General features: G+C 48.5%; 17 protein-coding genes. 11 read left to right on the top strand and 6 right to left on the bottom strand.

What is annotated here, in order from left to right; translation table 11 throughout:
- Positions 1–44: 44 nt before the first annotated feature.
- The 6 genes from ftsA (at position 45) to ACO08K_RS06910 (ending at position 5,126) form a co-directional block, all read left to right on the top strand.
- Entirely contained in the window at positions 45–1,409 is a 1,365-nt protein-coding gene (ftsA, locus tag ACO08K_RS06935) for a cell division protein FtsA (RefSeq protein WP_421795662.1), read from the top strand.
- A 42-nt stretch (positions 1,410–1,451) separates the two neighbouring features.
- Complete coding sequence (gene ftsZ / locus ACO08K_RS06930; protein ID WP_421795661.1) at positions 1,452–2,912, top strand: cell division protein FtsZ; 1,461 nt, start codon at positions 1,452–1,454, stop codon at positions 2,910–2,912.
- A 207-nt stretch (positions 2,913–3,119) separates the two neighbouring features.
- Positions 3,120–3,662, top strand: coding sequence for a hypothetical protein (locus ACO08K_RS06925; protein ID WP_421795660.1), 543 nt, complete (start codon positions 3,120–3,122; stop codon positions 3,660–3,662).
- Positions 3,659–4,240 (top strand): hypothetical protein, encoded by a 582-nt coding sequence (locus tag ACO08K_RS06920; protein WP_421795659.1) that lies wholly within the window; start codon positions 3,659–3,661, stop codon positions 4,238–4,240. The genes ACO08K_RS06925 and ACO08K_RS06920 overlap by 4 nt, the downstream gene beginning before the upstream one ends.
- 51 nt (positions 4,241–4,291) lie before the next feature.
- The gene (locus ACO08K_RS06915) at positions 4,292–4,867 is read left to right on the top strand and encodes a hypothetical protein (RefSeq protein ID WP_421795658.1); all 576 of its coding nucleotides are present in this window, start codon (positions 4,292–4,294) and stop codon (positions 4,865–4,867) included.
- Positions 4,868–4,910: 43 nt separating this feature from the next.
- On the top strand, positions 4,911–5,126 hold the full coding sequence (locus tag ACO08K_RS06910) for a hypothetical protein (protein ID WP_421795657.1): 216 nt from the start codon (positions 4,911–4,913) through the stop codon (positions 5,124–5,126).
- 6 nt (positions 5,127–5,132) lie between these two features.
- On the opposite strand, the gene ACO08K_RS06905 is transcribed toward ACO08K_RS06910, so the two are convergent.
- The gene (locus ACO08K_RS06905; protein WP_421795656.1) at positions 5,133–5,471 is read right to left on the bottom strand and encodes a winged helix-turn-helix transcriptional regulator; all 339 of its coding nucleotides are present in this window, start codon (positions 5,469–5,471) and stop codon (positions 5,133–5,135) included.
- 131 nt (positions 5,472–5,602) lie between these two features.
- On the opposite strand from ACO08K_RS06905, the gene ACO08K_RS06900 reads away from it, so the two are divergent.
- Genes ACO08K_RS06900 through ACO08K_RS06890 form a run of 3 tightly spaced genes read left to right on the top strand, consistent with a single transcriptional unit; the run spans position 5,603 to position 8,442 of the window.
- The gene (locus ACO08K_RS06900) at positions 5,603–7,114 is read left to right on the top strand and encodes an alpha/beta fold hydrolase (protein WP_421795655.1); all 1,512 of its coding nucleotides are present in this window, start codon (positions 5,603–5,605) and stop codon (positions 7,112–7,114) included.
- Between the two features lie 7 nt (positions 7,115–7,121).
- Positions 7,122–7,781, top strand: coding sequence for a hypothetical protein (locus tag ACO08K_RS06895; protein WP_421795654.1), 660 nt, complete (start codon positions 7,122–7,124; stop codon positions 7,779–7,781).
- Positions 7,782–7,806: 25 nt separating this feature from the next.
- Positions 7,807–8,442 (top strand): NADPH-dependent F420 reductase, encoded by a 636-nt coding sequence (locus ACO08K_RS06890; protein ID WP_421795653.1) that lies wholly within the window; start codon positions 7,807–7,809, stop codon positions 8,440–8,442.
- 58 nt (positions 8,443–8,500) lie between these two features.
- Here ACO08K_RS06890 and ACO08K_RS06885 read toward each other — a convergent pair whose 3' ends face one another.
- Positions 8,501–9,460, bottom strand: coding sequence for an electron transfer flavoprotein subunit alpha/FixB family protein (locus ACO08K_RS06885; protein ID WP_421795652.1), 960 nt, complete (start codon positions 9,458–9,460; stop codon positions 8,501–8,503).
- Positions 9,461–9,573: 113 nt separating this feature from the next.
- Positions 9,574–10,317, bottom strand: coding sequence for an electron transfer flavoprotein subunit beta/FixA family protein (locus ACO08K_RS06880; protein WP_421795651.1), 744 nt, complete (start codon positions 10,315–10,317; stop codon positions 9,574–9,576).
- Positions 10,318–10,488: 171 nt separating this feature from the next.
- Here ACO08K_RS06880 and ACO08K_RS06875 point away from each other — a divergent pair, with 171 nt between their 5' ends.
- A complete protein-coding gene (locus ACO08K_RS06875; RefSeq protein WP_421795650.1) occupies positions 10,489–10,812 on the top strand; it encodes a tetratricopeptide repeat protein in 324 nt (107 codons plus the stop codon).
- A 93-nt stretch (positions 10,813–10,905) separates the two neighbouring features.
- On the opposite strand, the gene mcrC is transcribed toward ACO08K_RS06875, so the two are convergent.
- The 3 genes from mcrC to ACO08K_RS06860 form a co-directional block, all read right to left on the bottom strand.
- Complete coding sequence (mcrC, locus tag ACO08K_RS06870; protein ID WP_421795649.1) at positions 10,906–11,958, bottom strand: 5-methylcytosine-specific restriction endonuclease system specificity protein McrC; 1,053 nt, start codon at positions 11,956–11,958, stop codon at positions 10,906–10,908.
- Positions 11,955–13,676: an AAA family ATPase gene (locus ACO08K_RS06865; protein WP_421795648.1), complete on the bottom strand. Its 1,722-nt coding sequence runs from the start codon at positions 13,674–13,676 to the stop codon at positions 11,955–11,957. Before ACO08K_RS06865 ends, mcrC begins: the two co-directional genes overlap by 4 nt.
- A gap of 274 nt (positions 13,677–13,950) precedes the next feature.
- On the bottom strand, positions 13,951–15,105 hold the full coding sequence (locus ACO08K_RS06860) for a hypothetical protein (RefSeq protein WP_421795647.1): 1,155 nt from the start codon (positions 15,103–15,105) through the stop codon (positions 13,951–13,953).
- A 306-nt stretch (positions 15,106–15,411) separates the two neighbouring features.
- Between ACO08K_RS06860 and ACO08K_RS06855 the strand changes: the two genes are divergently transcribed.
- Positions 15,412–15,990, top strand: a complete 579-nt coding sequence (locus ACO08K_RS06855) for an RNA polymerase sigma factor (RefSeq protein ID WP_421795646.1) — start codon at positions 15,412–15,414, stop codon at positions 15,988–15,990.
- The last annotated feature ends 5 nt before the right edge of the window (positions 15,991–15,995 follow it).

The following is a 15,995-nucleotide window of genomic DNA, read 5'->3' as shown; positions in this document are numbered from 1 at the left end:
CCGCCTACATTCCCATTTTGGTGAAAAGGCCAAATTGAACATTCATGATGGAAACAAATGCTCGCAAATCAGACGTGGTGGTAGCCGTAGACATCGGCACGACCAAAGTATGTGCCATCGCGGGACGTAAGAATCAGCATGGAAAACTAGAAATTTTAGGTGTTGGAAAAGTCAACTCTGAAGGCGTATTGCGCGGAGTGGTCTCCAATATCGAAAAAACCGTTAATGCTATTTCTGAAGCAGTCATCGCCGCACGTAGAGGGGTGAACGCCAATTTCGATTGGGTTCACGTAGGTATTGCTGGCCAGCACATCAAGAGCTTGCAACACCGGGGCATCCTCATGCGCGACAACAATATCGTAGAGATCAGCCAGGAGGACATCGATCGGTTGATCGGGGATATGTACAAACTGGTACTACCCCCAGGAGACAAGATCATCCACGTCATTCCACAGGAATACGCGGTGGACAACGAACAGGGCATCCTCGATCCGATCGGGATGTCGGGTGTTCGTTTGGAAGCCAATTTTCACATCATCACCGGGCAAATTGCTGCCTCCAACAACCTGTACCGCTGTGTTGAAAAATCCGGCTTGCGGGTTGCCAACATGACATTGGAGCCCATTGCTTCAGCCATGTCGGTACTCAACGAAGAGGAGCGGGAAGCAGGTGTAGCCCTGGTGGACATCGGTGGCGGAACCACCGACATCACCATCTTCCAGGATGGCATCATTCGCCATACGGCAGTGATTCCATTTGGTGGCAATGTAATCACCAAAGACATTAAGGAAGGCTGCACGGTGATGCCCCAACAGGCTGAAAAACTAAAGGTAAAATTTGGTTCAGCCCTTGCTGACGAAGTATACGACAACCGCATCATCACCATTCCCGGGGTGCGTGGTCGTGACCATAAAGAGATTTCGGAGAAAAACCTGGCCCGGATCATCCAGGCGCGGGTGGAAGAAATCCTCGACTATGTGGTTTGGGAAATCCGCCGTTCCGGCTATGAGCGCAAACTCATCGCGGGGATCGTCCTGACGGGTGGTGGAGCACTGCTCAGCCACATCGAAAAACTCTCCGAATACCACACCGGAATGCCTACCCGCATTGGTCTCCCGATCGAGCCACTGGCGCACGGCTATACCGAGCAACTGAGCAGCCCGATTTACGCTACGGCAATTGGCTTGCTGATGCGAGGCATTGAAGACCGTGAAAAAGGTCGCTTCAATGAACCTGCTACCGAGGCTCCAATAGCGGTGGAAACACCCAAGGAAAACCTGAGCACGCCCAAAGTGGCCAGCGTGGAGGAAGAAGAAGAATCCCGAACAGCACCCGGCGGGCGTTGGATCGATAGCTTATTCAAAAAAACCAAGGAATGGTTCGAAGCGGAACCGGACGCGGATTTATAAACCCAAGAGCATAACTATTAAAGCTCGAAAAATATGCAAGGTATGCTTTTCGATATGCCAAAAAATAAAGGCTCCATCATCAAGGTGTTGGGCGTCGGTGGAGGCGGTAGCAATGCCGTCACACACATGTTTAAGCAAGGCATCGTTGGTGTAGATTTTGCCATCTGCAACACCGATGTGCAGGCCATGGAAGCCAGCTCCGTTCCGATTCAAATTCCCTTGGGTACCGAAGGTTTGGGCGCAGGCTCTCATCCTTCTCGAGGCAAAGAAGCTTGTGAAAGCTCCATTGACGAGGTGCGCAAATACCTGGGTGAAGGCTGCAAAATGTTGTTCGTGACCGCAGGTATGGGTGGTGGAACCGGTACCGGTGCTGCGCCAATCATTGCCAAAACGGCCCGCGAAATGGGTATCCTCACGGTAGGTATCGTGACTTTGCCCTTCAACTTTGAAGGCCGCCGTCGGGTCATGCAAGGTGTGGAAGGATTGTCGGAGCTGCGCAAAAACGTAGACACGATCATCATCATTTCCAACGATAAACTGCGGCAGATTTACGGTAACTTGTCGGTTTCGGATGCTTTCGCCAAAGCGGACAACATCCTGACCACTGCTGCCAAAGGGATCGCCGAAATCATCACGGTTCCAGGTTACGTCAACGTGGACTTCGAAGACGTTCGCACCGTAATGTGCAACTCTGGCATGGCCATCATGGGCACCGCCAGCGCTGAAGGTGATGACCGTGCTCGCCGGGCTGTGGATGAGGCACTGCACTCTCCACTGCTGGAAGAAAACGACATCCGGGGCGCGCGCCACATCCTGCTGAACATCACCTCGGGCCGCAAAGAAGTGACCATGGACGAAATCTTTGAGATCACTGAATTTGTCCAAGAGGAAGCGGGTTATGGTACTGACTTGATCTGGGGTAACTGCTTCGATGAGCGCCTGGGCGACAAACTCAGCGTGACCATCATTGCAACCGGCTTCAATGCACCTTCGGTTGATGAAGCAATTCCGGCCAAGGGCGACCAAAAGATCAAGGTATCTTTGGATGACGACGATGTGCGCCAAAAAAAAGACCTGGGGACTTCTCGCTATGGTCTGAAGGAAATCACTGAATCTGATCCAGATACCCGCAAGGGCCAAAATACCGTGGAGTTCGACAACATCCGCTCCACCATCGAAAAATACCAGCGCAGTAACAAACATGGGTACGATGAGCCTTTTGTAAAAGAGGACCACGATCGCATGGAAGAGGAACGCCGCCGCCGCCAGGAAATGGAACAGCGCCGCAAGGAACGTTTGCGCAGCGAGATCAATCCACAGAAGTTGAACAATCCACAGATGGTCAACAACATGGAGGGTGAACCTGCCTACATGCGCCGAGGCATCCACCTCGATGACGTACCCGCTGCCAACGAACAGGCCTTCTCCCGCTGGACCATCAGCGACGATGAAGAACTCGACATCTCCGAACGCAATGCTTTTTTAGACGATAATGTTGACTAGCGTTATTGTGACGTACTAGTCCTTTTCATTTTTTTCTTTTTTGTTTTCCATCATGTAAGCGACACTTTTAAAATGCCTGGCAAGGGGAACCTTGCTGGGCATTTTGTTTGACGGTGTAACTAGCACCGCTGATAGTTCTCAAAGCTTATGGTGTTTATTCGGAATTGTTTGGCGTTTTTAGCTATTTTTGATTACAATTAAAATCCCGTGAATCACCCACTCCACCTCGACCAAATCACCACCCTCAACGCCCTCGCTCCCGGCTACGCCACCGCCATGCTCGAAGCCGCCGTGGTCTGTATGGATGACCAAAACCACTTATCCGGCACAATCCTCCCCGTCACCATCAACGACCGTGGCGACAAAAACAACATCCAACTCCACTGGACTTTAGAAATTTCGGAAAACATCCGCAAGTCCTACCAAGAACCCAGCCGCACCACCGACTATGGCACCATGTGCATTGCGGTCTTGCTCAGCACTGTTTTGGTAAAAAATTGCAGTGCCGTGGAACCAACCATGGGCAACAATGGTTTTGACTTCTACCTCTGTGATGAAGAGGACGAATACAATTTTTACCTGGCGCGATTGGAAGTGTCGGGTATTCGCAAGGAGAGCAAAACCAATACCGTAGAAAAAAGAGTGGCGATCAAAAAACAACAGACCAAGCGATCGGATAATTCCGGTTTGCCTGCGTATATTTGTGTAACCGAGTTTGGAACTCCAAAAGCTTCCTACGTAAAAAAATGACACAAACAGCACGTCAATTGCGCAGCACCCACCGTCAGGCCAACCTCCTGGCTCAGGAAGCTTGGATGGCCAAGGAGAAAGGACAGTTTGATCGTTCTTTGGATTTGTACCAAAAAGCTTACCAACTGGAAAAAGAGGTTGCTCAAGGTTACCTGGAATTGTTGGATGCAGAACCCACTCGTTCCATCATTCTTAGAAGTGCCGCCGTTTTGGCCAAGGAATGCGGCGAGTTGCGCGAAGCCGAAAAGTGGTTGAGCCATGCCCTTAGTGGGAATCCTTCGGAAGAAATTGCGGCAGAATTGCGCGTTTTGTTCAAAGAAATCAATAAAAAGCACCGCAAAGCCACTGGAACTGTCAAGGTAGAAAAAGGCATCTTGCGTGTGGTAGAAGGAATTTTGGGCATGGTCGATTCCACCAAACACCGCATTGGTGTAGATGCTGCCGATGGCCGGGTTAGAATCCAAGTGCCACAGGAAGCCAACGACATGGTGTTGAAATTCATTGACAACCCGGTGAAGGTAACCTATCAGGTGGAAGGGCGTAGGAAGTGGTTGAAGCAGATTCAAAAGGCAGGTTGAAAGTGAAAAGTGAATAGCGAAAAGTGAAAAGCAAAAATTAAACACCACCATATGATCTCTTCTATCCTTTTTCCCATCATCCTGTTCTTTTACGCCAATCCAGCACAAAAAACGCCCCTAGGCCCTGACCCCGAATTCCTCACCGTTACCATTGACGGAGTAACCTGGACTGCCGAAGATGTCCACGTACCCATTCCCGGCAGTAAATGCCTGGATAGCACCTGCCAACAAGTGCTTTATTCCTGGAAAGAAGCCAAACAACTGGACGAACAGCTAACTGGCTGGTGCTTGCCGACCTGGAAAGATTGGCGCAAAGTGGAACGCCACTTTGGGTCTGGCCTGATGGAAGAATATGGCTTGGTAACGGTAGGTAAAGAGGTCAAAGCAGGCTTGAACATCAACTCATTCCCTGGCGTGTATTCAAAAGGACAGCGCGGTCAGGTGGGCGAGGAGAATGTATACTGGGTTAGACCCGCTAATGAGGTAGTGCAAGCAGATGGAAGCGTGCAAATCTTTCTAAAGCATTTTTATGGCCCGAAATCAGAAAAGAAGGATCAAATTTGGCCCTTTATTTCTGATGCGGAAAGTGGCCTTAAATGCTCGGTTCGGCTAATTAAAGTAGAATAGACTTGAGATGGGGTGATTTTCAAGTAATTGTGTAACCTTAGGCATGACGACCAGCGGCAGCGCCCCCAAAACGTCTGTAGTTCAAGGAATGAAGATAGATTTTGAGGTACGTAGTACCGGAACTATTGCTCTTGTTCCGGTGCTACGCACCTTAACCGTCCTACTTGGTCTAAATACTACAGACGTTTTGGCGGCGCTGCCGCTGGTCGATGATCATAAGTTTGATAATTTGTTGATTATCAATTTACCTCAGATTTAAGAATAATCACCCCTCCACCTCCTTCATCAACCCCAACCCATATTCCCTAATCCGCGTAATCAACTCAATACTCCCCTTGCCTTTTTCCGTCAGGCTGTATTCCGTTTTTGGTGGCACCACGGCGTACACTTTCCGATCGATGTAGCCATCTTCCTCCAGTTCCCGCAGTTGGGAGGTCAACATTTTATCCGAAATATGGGGAATGTCACGACGCAGTTCACTGTAGCGGAGGGTGTTGAATTGTAGGCGCCAGAGGATGGGCATTTTCCACACGCCACCCAACTGCTCCATCACCAATTGTACCGGGTTGTAATAAACTTTTCCTTTGTAGATGAAATCTGGCATGCTGCAAGGGTTGATTTGTCCATACTTACCAAAAAGTGTGTATCGCACTTTTGGGTTAAACACTTTACAAAAGTAGGTATAAGCCGGAATTTTGTGGAGACTTTTTAACCCACTAGACAAATTCCGAACCAATGAAAAAGATCATCCTTGTTGTTTATGCACTCCTTTTCCTGATTCCAACATTCGCCCAGCACAATGCCGGAAACAACGGCAAAGTGTTGATGATTGCCTCCAACCCCTCGGTGAGCAAACAAACCGGCTGGCCCATCGGCGTGTGGTACGCGGAGCTGGCGCATCCTTATTGGGTATTCAGCGAAGCCGGATATACTGTAGACATAGCCTCTCCCGAAGGTGGTGAAATCAAATTTGACGGATTCAGCGACCCCGAAGACCCCAGCCAATACGCAGCCTTTGACTACGTGTCGCTGGGATTTAAAAAAGACCCTGCTAAAATGGCTTTGACCAAAAACACGCTCAAACTATCTACAGTCAATCCACAGGATTACAAAGCGATCTTTGTTTGTGGTGGGCAGGGGCCGATGTACACCTTCTACGAAAACACCGAGCTACACCAGTTTTTTGTCAATTTTTACCAAACAGGTAAACCCACTGCGGCCATTTGCCACGGCACCTGTATTTTGCTAAAGGCCAAATTGCCCAACGGCAAGTATTTGGTGGAAGCCAAACGTTGGACGGGATTTGCCTCCAGCGAAGAACAATACGCAGACAACTACGTAGGCCAGCAAATCCAGCCCTTCCGCATTGAAGACCTGGCGCGCAAAATGCCCAACAGCAAATACGAATGTGGCGCTCCCTTTTCCGCCTACGCAGTTAAGGACGGGAACCTGATCACCGGCCAGCAACAAAACAGCGGTGAAGCTGCGGCCAAATTGGTGCTCAAAGCCCTGGAGGAAGACAAAAAACGCTACCCTACCTACGTCCTGATCCACGGGGCTTGGGCCGATGAAAGCGCCTGGGGTTTTGTCCGCAACGACCTGGCCAAACGGGCAAATGTGGTGGTGGTCAATTTGCCCGCCCACGGCATTGACCTGACTCCTGCCAACCAGGTTTCCTTGGCCGCTTATGTCAAAACCGTCAGCAATGCCATCAACGCCCAATCGGGTAAGGTGATTTTGGTGGCCCACAGCATGGCTGGAATAGTGGCTTCGCAGGTGGCTGAATATTTGCCCACTAAAATTGACAAGATCGTCTACGTCAGCGCTTACCTGCCCCGCAATGGTGAAGATTTGTTGACTTTGTCCAAAAAGGACGGGGAAAGCAAAGTAGGAGGCGCATTGGAATTCAGCGCTGATTATTCGGCGGCGAGCATCAAAAAAGACCTGATTGCGCCCGCGGTATGTGCCGATTGTCCCGATTTTATGAAAGAGGCACTTGTCAAATACCACAAGGCAGAACCCGCCAAACCACTGGGTGAAAAGGTGGTATTGACAGCCAAAAACTTTGGCGCAGTACCCAAATACTACATCCACACCAGCAAGGACGCCGCGGTAGGCTACGAACTGCAACAACAAATGGTGAAAGCCAACGGAAGCATCAAAAAGACCTTCACCATGGCCACCTCACATTTGCCTTTTGTGGTCAATCCAGCTGAATTTTTGGGCATCCTTACGAGCATTAAATAAGCTCAAAATGAAATACCTGAAATCTTTAACTTTGGCATTGGTGTTGTTCCTCATCGGGAGCAATGCCATTGCTCAAATCCCGGTGGAAATTTTACTCGGGCACGAAAAGACCAGCTTCGACTTGATGTTTTTTAAATACCTCAAGAAGCATGATGGCAACAACTCCCGGGTTTTGTTTTTCAACCGCAACCGCGCCAGCATCGATTACCGCCAAACTTCCAGCACCTACCTGCCCCAGTTTGGGTTTACCGAAGCCCTTTCTTACAATCACCCTGCCTGGAAGGGTTTTGCTCCGGTATTGGTGGCGCAGTTACTCAATCGGGGAATTTATCCCAAAGCAGGCCTGCAATACGCTAAACTGGCCAAGGATTTTACCTTCTTTAGTTGGGTAGTGGCCGAATTGCAGAAGGAGCCGAATGTTGACTTTTTTGTGCTGACCCGGTATACACCGCCACTTTCGGAACGCCTCCACTTATATACCCAGCTGGAATTGGTCAATGCTTTTCCTACAGTGGAAAACAAAACTTTTAGTCTGATTCAACGGTTTAGACTAGGGTTAAAGGTAAGGGATTGGCAGTACGGCCTGGGGGCTGATTTTAGCCAAAATGGTCGGAATACCTGGACCAATACTGATAACTTAGGCCTCTTTTTACGCCATGAGTTTTAATCATTCGGTTTAAAAGACTTAGCATATGACCCTCGCATTCATCGGCATCGGCAACGTAGGTTTTGCCCTCGCCAATCGACTACAACACCTCGGTCACCAAATCATCATCGCCCATCCCGATGGAAACTCGGATAGCGTCCGTGAAGCACTGGCCCAGAACCCCCATTGGCTGGTTCAGCCCCTGCAAATGGCAATTGACTCAGCAGATATAGTTTTTGTGGCTACCCCTTTCAAGGTGGTCTCGGAACTACTGAGTGGATTGCAATTCAAGGGGAAAACCCTGGTGGATTGCACCAACCCGGTTGGCCCTGGCGTTTCGCACGGCCTCAAAAGTGAACGTTCAGGTGCGGAAGTCGTTCAGGAATTGGCACCGGATGCCCATGTCGTCAAAGCCTATACGATCTACGGCTATGAGAACCTGGAGAACAGCAACTTTCCTGAGTACAATGTAAAACCCGCCATGTTTATTTGTGGGAATGATGCCAACGCGAAAGCCCAAGTTACCCAGCTTAATACTGATTTAGGCTTCGAAACCCTCGACACGGGTGCATTAAGTCAGGCCCTGCACTTGGAGCACATGACCCTGTTGTGGGTAAAAATGGTGAGAATGGGCGGGAGGTCGCCGAGGATGGTGTGGGGCGTTTTAAATAGTGATAAATGATGAGTGATGAATGATGAGTTGTCCGTCAATTCATCATTCATCACTTATCATTCATCATTTATTCCGCTGCTTTAAACTTCTTAAACGCCTCCGTCAACTTTGGCACCACCTCAAAAAGGTCGCCTACCACACCGTAGTCTGCAGCCTTGAAGAATGGAGCTTCGGGGTCTTTGTTGATGACTACGATGGTTTTGGAGTTGTTGACCCCGGCGAGGTGCTGGATGGCACCGGAAATGCCGATGGCGATATAGAGGTTGGGACGAATGGCGATTCCAGTTTGGCCCACGTGTTCGTGGTGAGGACGCCAGTGTACGTCAGCAACCGGGCGAGAGCAAGCGGTGGTAGCGCCCAGCACATTGGCCAGGTCTTCCACGATGCCCCAGTTTTCCGGGCCTTTCATACCCCGACCTGCGGATACCACCAGTTCAGCTTCGGGCAATGGCACAATACCTTCGATCCGGCTCACCGATTTCACCTTTACGCGGCTGGCCGGTACGGCAATTGCCAGGGCTTCAACCGGAGCCGCACTACCTACTACCGCAGGTTGCAGGGAGTTGCCCATTACCGACAACACCTTCACATCCGATTTGATTTCATATTCGGCAATGGCTTTGCCAGAGAAAACGCCTTTTTTAACTTTGAAACCACCATCCACAGTTGGAATGCTGTTGACGCCAGCTACCGAACCAGCGCTCAAACGTGCCGCCAAACGACCGTGGATCGACTTTCCGGTGGAGGAGTGGCTTAGCACAATTACCTTGGCACCCACCTGTTGGCTTGCTTCGGCGATAACCTTGGCGTAAACCTGGCTATCAAATTGATCGAGTGCCGCATCGGCAACGTGCAATACCTTGCTTGCGCCGTACAATCCTAGATCAGCCGCATTGTGTGCCGTGCCCAGGGCCAGCGCCACACATTCAGTGCCAAGCACCTGAGCGGTTTTATATCCGTAAGTCACCGCTTCGAAGGCGGTTTTTTTGAAATTTCCTTTTTGGCTTTCAGCAAATACGAGAACCATAGTTGTTATTTTATAGGGTTGAGAAGTTGAGAAGTTGAGAAGTTTAGGCTACCGCAGTTACTTAGACCACTGCGACTCTCAACTTCTCAACTCCTCAACTTCTCAACTGGAAATTAAATTACTTTCGCTTCCTCATGCAGGAGTTTCACCAACTCTTCCATGTTTTCGGGGGCAATCATTTTTACTGCCGACTTGGCTGGCGGCAAGGTGTATTGTACCGTCACTGCCTTGTCTTCAAACGCAGCAGGAGTCACTACTTTCAGCGCCTTGGATTTGGCCATCATGATGCCTTTCATGTTGGGGATGCGCTGTTCGGCCAGGCCTTTGGCAGCACTCACCACAAAAGGAGTATCTACTTCAACCTCTTCTACACCACCTTCGATGTCGCGCTGGATCGTTGCCGTTTTTCCATCGCTGGTATCTAACTTGGTCGCATAAGAAACGAAAGGCAAGTCCAGGTATTCCGCGATCATGGCACCAATTTCGGAGCCATTGTAATCGATGGTTTCTTTGCCCAAGAGAATCAGGTCGTAACTTTCGGCACGGGCATGTTCTGCAATTTGGAAGGCCACATTCAGGGCACTGGGCGGGTTCATGTCGATGCGTACGGCATCGTCGGCACCAATGGCCAAACCTTTGCGGATGACCTGGTCGTTGTCGGCAGGGCCAACATTGATCAGGGTAACGGTTCCGCCCAGGGCTTCCTTTAGTTCAAGTGCGCGTACCAGGGCATACCACTCATCGTAGGGGTTCATGATGTACTGTACCCCATTGCCGTCCAGCTCGGTGTTGCTGGCGTTAAAAGCGATTTTGGTGGTGGTGTCGGGCGTTTTGCTCACGCAGACCAGTATTTTCATCGAATACGTATTTTTGGCAAAAATGAAGTTTTATTTTAGCTTTATTTTAGCTTTGGCAAAGATATGGATTTCGCTAGCAAAGCTGAAACTAATTTAGCGAATTTTCGCTAGATTCTCTTTTGTAACTTTTTTAAGGGGCAAAAAGTTCACCCTAATAACAAATCAGTGTTTATGTCCAGTAATCGTTTACTTCAACTGTTGGAAATGCAGGAGTCCGATCCGGCAGATACTTTTGTACTGTTTGCGTTGGCCAAAGAGTACGAAGGACAAGCGGATGACTCCGAGGCATTGCATTACTACCAGCAAGTGCTGGAAAAAGACCCACATTACGTTGGTGTTTTTTACCACCTCGCCAAATTGTACGAGCGTCAGGAAGCCTTGTTGGAAGCGGTTTCGACCTATGAAAAAGGCATTGAGGTGGCCAAAGCTACCAGTGATCAACATGCCTTGGCGGAATTGCAGTCGGCGAAATTGAATTTGGAATTGGAACTATGAGGAAGTTTAGGAGTTGAGGGGTTGAGAAGTTGAGGCTACCGCAAGCGACTTAGACGTGACCTTGTCAGAATCGCTCGCGGTAGCCTCAACTTCTCAACCCCTCAACTCCTCAACTTTTATCAATCCCAACAACTCCTCGTGAATCTCCCGCCAGTGCGCATTCAGATTCACACTGCGAATCAAAATATCGTGGGTTCCAAAACGGTAATCTAGCCTGATGGGCTGATCTGTTTGTGGGTAAACGAGCATTCCAGTTGCCACCCGCGAGCGTTCGTCGCGTTGCTCCTGATTGAGTAAGTAGCTGTACAATTGGTAGAGGTTGGTGGAAAACAGTTTATCCACCTCAAAACGACTCCCACCTAGTGGCTGCCGATAATATTTGGCGTCGATAATGATTTTTCGGTTTGTACTTTCCAAGGTAACATCCGTTTCCATAATGGGCAGGTAATTCAAATGCTGGGGATCCTGCGTGGCTTCCCACTGCCAGCGAATTTGCTCGCGGCGTACCCAATACTCCTGCTGTTCTTTTTGGTAAAAACGAAAGAGGAAAGATTCAAAGACGCGGTTCATTTTGCGGTCATCGCGGCGGAAATCGACAAATTTGAACTGGCCAACACTTTCGGTGGGCAGCAAATTCTCCGCCACAATGCGGCATATGTGTAGCAGGAAATGATACAAGCGTTGATCACGCCGCAGTTGCACTTGTTGAAAAGCACGAGGTGTCAGGGCGATTCGCTTCATGGGCGGAAACATCCGCTGCAATTGTTGCAACTCGGCTTTGAGGCTTTTATCCACGGCCGGCGTTTGCAACAAATGTTGGACCGTAGCTGCCAGAATTTGATTGCCGGGCGTATCCGCGCTGTATTCGTCAAACTGGCAGATGCTGCGCCGATGCCAGAGTTGATGAGTTTTTAGGGTGGCGCTCAAATTTAGTTTCCCTTTGATGCCTTCTACCACCTGCTCATGTTCCTCATAATCATGATCCAAACCACGCTTGAACAATACCCGTAGGCCATTGATCAACACTTTAGCAAACAAATCCGGCAGGTTTTTGAATTGTTCGATTTGGATGTTGACCCGCTCAGCCTCGTCCAGGGTATTCCATGCGTAACACAGGAGGTAGTAGAGGTTTTGTATCGGGATCATGGCCGGGCAATTTCCAGATTATGGAAAATTTTATCCACCCGCTCCGGCTGGTCAAACCACATTTCTTCCAGCATGGGCCGGATCTCGTAGCGCAACAAATCCTGGTACCATTGCCATTCGTCCAATGCCGGATTGTAGGTGCAAAAATAGCTGTGCCCCAGCCGAAAATCCTTGCCAAGGTTGGGGTCTCGGGCGATTTCCTCATTTAATTTGGGGATTTGTTGGGCAATAAACTGGGCCAGAGTCGCCGAAATCCCTTGCTTCTGCAAATGCTCAACAAAACTTTGATCATAACAAGGTTCAATGTCGATGAAAGCAAAACGCCGCCGCAAGGCGTAATCGATGATGGCCAGTGAACGGTCGGCAGTATTCATGGTGCCGATCAGGTACAAATTGGGAGGGACAAAAAAATCGGGATCAGTGGCCCTACTGTAGGTGAGGCGCACGGCGTAGGTTTCGCTGCGTTTATCGGCTTCGATCAGTTGGAGTAATTCGCCCAAAATTTTACTCAGGTTGCCGCGGTTGATTTCATCGATGATCAAAAAATAAGCCTTGTCTGGATGTTCATGGGCCACTTGACACAATTGGTAAAAGACCCCATTGCGCAACTCAAACCCACCGTTTGGGGCAGGTCGCAAACCTTGTACAAAATCCTCGTAGCTGTAGGATTGGTGAAATTGAAGCCGCTGAATTTGAGCACTGTTTTTAAATCCCATCAAGCCATAGGCCAGTTTGGTGGCTAAAAAGGTTTTGCCCACTCCCGGTGGCCCTTGCAAAATGACGTTGCGTTTGCGCTTCAACAAATGCATCAGGCGCACAAATTGCTCGGTAGGGATGAAGGGGCGATCGGGGTCGTCCTCGTAGCGATAGCGGGGTACAAAAGCAGGTTCTTCAGGTTCACGCACTACCGCCGAACCTAAATCTTCGGTATTGGGATAAGTTACACTGCTTTTACCCTTTGCTTGATCAGGCACCAGGTTCAATATCTTATCATTGAACTCAAGGACTTCGGCTTTTATTTTTTCAAAAATGGTCTTGGTTTCGGCATAGGATTGCACCACCCAAAGCTGGTTTTCCACCATTTTATCCGGGTTCAGTTTTGCAGGAGCCATTTTGCCCGCAGTGCTGATTTGGCCAATTTTTAACAAAAATTGATTGGATTTTAAGTGCCCCTGGGGAATATCCAGGTGGATACTCACACTCGCCGTACTGCTTCCAAAGGGGGAACTGGAGCGAAAATCGCTAATTTTCACCGCGTATTTTTTCAAATGCAAATCAGCAATGAGTTGTTGGCCAAGCTTTTCTAGAAAGGCCCGGGTTTGCTTTTGAACCTCACCTTCAAAAAGCAAGGGTAAAAAGATGCTGAACGGCTTTTGGTAACCTTGAAAAGGGTCGCGATTGCCCAAAGGGTACACGTCGAGTTGATCCAGGGTGTCCGTATCCAGATGAGCAAAGTAGCTGCGGTTTTTTTGCCGAATGCGTTGTTTGATCTCTTCAACTTTTGCTGCATCAATTTTTTGCTGTTCCGCCAGTTGCCGCAGGCATTCCATGCGTAAAAGCTGGATGGGCTGGAAGGGGAGCTGCTGGTATTTCACGAGCAAATTTTGCACCCTTAGCTGATCCAGTTGCCCCAGGTGGGCATACAATTGCGCTGGGTCTTCGGAGAATTGGTGGTATTGTTGAGCGAGTTGTTGAAGGTATTCAAATTCGGCTTGCATGGTTCTTCTGTGTGCAAGGAAAGGTAAATAAAAATGGGCTAAGTAGTGGGGCAAAAATAAGTGTTCATTTTTTTTGAGCCAAAGGATTAGATAAGAAACTTAAAATGAACCGTTTACTTATCTAATCCTTTGGCAAAATGAAACACTTATTTTTTTATTGCCCCTAAAATAAAAAAGAGCCACCGAAATAGCTTCGGCGGCCCATATACATTCAAGCTCAATATGTGTCAAATTGGATAAACTGGGGATCTTGTTTTACAATTGGTTTTTGGGATTATTTACAATTGGCCAAAAGCTTGCGCAAGTCTTCTTTGTCGTTTAGCACCACCGTTCTGCCATTTTTGGTTTTCACCCGATAAGGGAATACCAACTCTGGTCGATCAGTAGACAATGGGTTGTTTTTCACCCAACGTTCGATCAAATCGCGGAAAGCATCAGCACTGCGGATTTCTACCACCACACCACTAGGCAGTTTTACTTTGGCTGGGAAAATCACATCAAAGCATGGAGTGGGATCAATGCCACATTTTGCATTGGCTTTACGCAGGTCTTCCGCAGAGGCGATCACTGCCGTGGTACTGTCGCGATACACTATACCAAAAGGTATTTTTACAATCGTTGCACCATTAGCCGCAGGGTGTGCTCTACGCCAGGCCAGTGCTTGTTTGGCAAAATCCTCGGCATCCTGTGCTATTGCAGTACTACCATCAGGGTGCTGAATGGTGTCTGGGAAAACGATGCGGAAACAAGGGCGGGGATCATGGCCTAAACTAGGGCGATCGGGGCCTGGCTTACATTCCGCCAGAATTTTCCGCAAATCGTCAGCTCCGCTTATCCGCACAATGGTTCCATCCGCTTTTTCTACCTGATAAGGGATGACAATTTGTGGGTGTCTGTCCGCATTGGGGTGTTTGTCACGCCATCTTTTCAACAGTGCCGCAAATGCATCGGCGCTATTTATCGTAATGGTGCTGTCGTTGGGCAATTTTACTTGCACAGGGAAGATTACCTTGTAGCAAGGCTTTAGACTAGGACGATCTGGTAAACAAGATTCAATCAGTTTTTTCAACTCTTCAGGGCTGTTAAGCGTAGTGTTTGAACCATCAGCAAGGGTTACTTCAATTGGGAAAATGATTTTAGGGCGGCCATTGAGGCTCGAGTTTTTCCAACGTTCGATGAAGTTTTTGTGTTGGCGTTCACCATCAATCACCAGCGTATCCCCATTGGGCAATTCTACACTGATCGGGAAAACAAACTCAAAACAACAACGAGTAGTGTCACGTGGACCGCGTGGTCCCTGGCCCAGCAAAGGGTCGCCAAGGGTGAAGTTATCTTCACTTACGACAAGGTCTTCTTTCTGGCAAGCTGTGAATAACACTGTGGCAAACAGCGCAAACACCGCTCCGATTTGTAAAATGGACTTTAACATGGTTTTTGAAATTTTTGGGTTAAGAATGCTTAGATTGTACTAGTAAGCCGAGGTTTTTTATCTTGTACTCACTTTTTTGAAAAAAAAATTAAAAAATTGTGGGCTAGATAAAAGCACAGGGGCGATAAAAAAATAAGTTTTCATTTTGCCAAAGGATTAGTGCAAGCAAACGGTTCATTTCAAGTGGCTCAGCTAATCCTTTGGCTCAGAGAAAATGAAAACTTATTTTTGCCCCACTATTAAGATTTTCAAATGCGTTTGTTTTTCAATTTTCACCAGGATTCGTCCTGTTCAATTTTTTTCTAGATGTCGGATTTAGAGCGTTGGCAAGCATTAAAAGATGGTGACAAACAGGCCCTGGAGCATATTTACCGCGACCATGCCGCGGTACTGTTTAAATATGGCCGCAAGTTTATGCCGGATGCTCAGTTGGTAGAAGACTGCATTCAGGATTTGTTTATTGAACTGTGGGATGCTCGTCAACGGATTTCAGCTACCGATTCTATTCGCAAGTATTTATTCGTTTCCCTCCGCCGTAAAATTGTCAAAACACTGGATCGGCAAGTGAAAAAAATCGCCTCCGAAGAACCCGAAGAGCGCCATTTTCAGGCTGATTTTGGGATCGATCAACTCTTGATTCAAAACGAAATGGATGCAGAGCGCGAGTCCAAACTGAAAGTAGCAATGGCTGCCCTCAGCGAACGCCAACGAGAAGTTTTGTACCTGAAATATTTTGCCGAGATGGATTACAACCAGATTGGCGAGATCATGGAATTGAACTATCAATCCGCCCGGAATTTGTCGCATCGTGCGCTTGAATCTTTACGGCAAATCCTTTTGGTGATTTTTATTGTCTGGTTGTGTAATTTTTTCGGTTTGATCTGAGTACA

The sequence above is a fragment of the Haliscomenobacter sp. genome, assembly GCF_965225875.1.
GTDB lineage: Bacteria > Bacteroidota > Bacteroidia > Chitinophagales > Saprospiraceae > Haliscomenobacter.
This window is presented reverse-complemented; position numbering and strand designations above follow the sequence as displayed.

What these genes read in the sequence shown, in the direction of transcription:
- ACO08K_RS06880 (WP_421795651.1), bottom strand. Translation starts at nt 10,317, where the DNA reads ATGAAAATACTGGTCTGCGTGAGCAAAACGCCCGACACCACCACCAAA.
- ftsA (WP_421795662.1), top strand. Translation starts at nt 45, where the DNA reads ATGATGGAAACAAATGCTCGCAAATCAGACGTGGTGGTAGCCGTAGAC.
- ACO08K_RS06885 (WP_421795652.1), bottom strand. Translation starts at nt 9,460, where the DNA reads ATGGTTCTCGTATTTGCTGAAAGCCAAAAAGGAAATTTCAAAAAAACC.
- ftsZ (WP_421795661.1), top strand. Translation starts at nt 1,452, where the DNA reads ATGCTTTTCGATATGCCAAAAAATAAAGGCTCCATCATCAAGGTGTTG.
- ACO08K_RS06905 (WP_421795656.1), bottom strand. Translation starts at nt 5,471, where the DNA reads ATGCCAGATTTCATCTACAAAGGAAAAGTTTATTACAACCCGGTACAA.
- ACO08K_RS06910 (WP_421795657.1), top strand. Translation starts at nt 4,911, where the DNA reads ATGACGACCAGCGGCAGCGCCCCCAAAACGTCTGTAGTTCAAGGAATG.
- ACO08K_RS06895 (WP_421795654.1), top strand. Translation starts at nt 7,122, where the DNA reads ATGAAATACCTGAAATCTTTAACTTTGGCATTGGTGTTGTTCCTCATC.
- ACO08K_RS06855 (WP_421795646.1), top strand. Translation starts at nt 15,412, where the DNA reads ATGTCGGATTTAGAGCGTTGGCAAGCATTAAAAGATGGTGACAAACAG.
- ACO08K_RS06890 (WP_421795653.1), top strand. Translation starts at nt 7,807, where the DNA reads ATGACCCTCGCATTCATCGGCATCGGCAACGTAGGTTTTGCCCTCGCC.
- ACO08K_RS06900 (WP_421795655.1), top strand. Translation starts at nt 5,603, where the DNA reads ATGAAAAAGATCATCCTTGTTGTTTATGCACTCCTTTTCCTGATTCCA.
- mcrC (WP_421795649.1), bottom strand. Translation starts at nt 11,958, where the DNA reads ATGATCCCGATACAAAACCTCTACTACCTCCTGTGTTACGCATGGAAT.
- ACO08K_RS06915 (WP_421795658.1), top strand. Translation starts at nt 4,292, where the DNA reads ATGATCTCTTCTATCCTTTTTCCCATCATCCTGTTCTTTTACGCCAAT.
- ACO08K_RS06920 (WP_421795659.1), top strand. Translation starts at nt 3,659, where the DNA reads ATGACACAAACAGCACGTCAATTGCGCAGCACCCACCGTCAGGCCAAC.
- ACO08K_RS06860 (WP_421795647.1), bottom strand. Translation starts at nt 15,105, where the DNA reads ATGTTAAAGTCCATTTTACAAATCGGAGCGGTGTTTGCGCTGTTTGCC.
- ACO08K_RS06875 (WP_421795650.1), top strand. Translation starts at nt 10,489, where the DNA reads ATGTCCAGTAATCGTTTACTTCAACTGTTGGAAATGCAGGAGTCCGAT.
- ACO08K_RS06865 (WP_421795648.1), bottom strand. Translation starts at nt 13,676, where the DNA reads ATGCAAGCCGAATTTGAATACCTTCAACAACTCGCTCAACAATACCAC.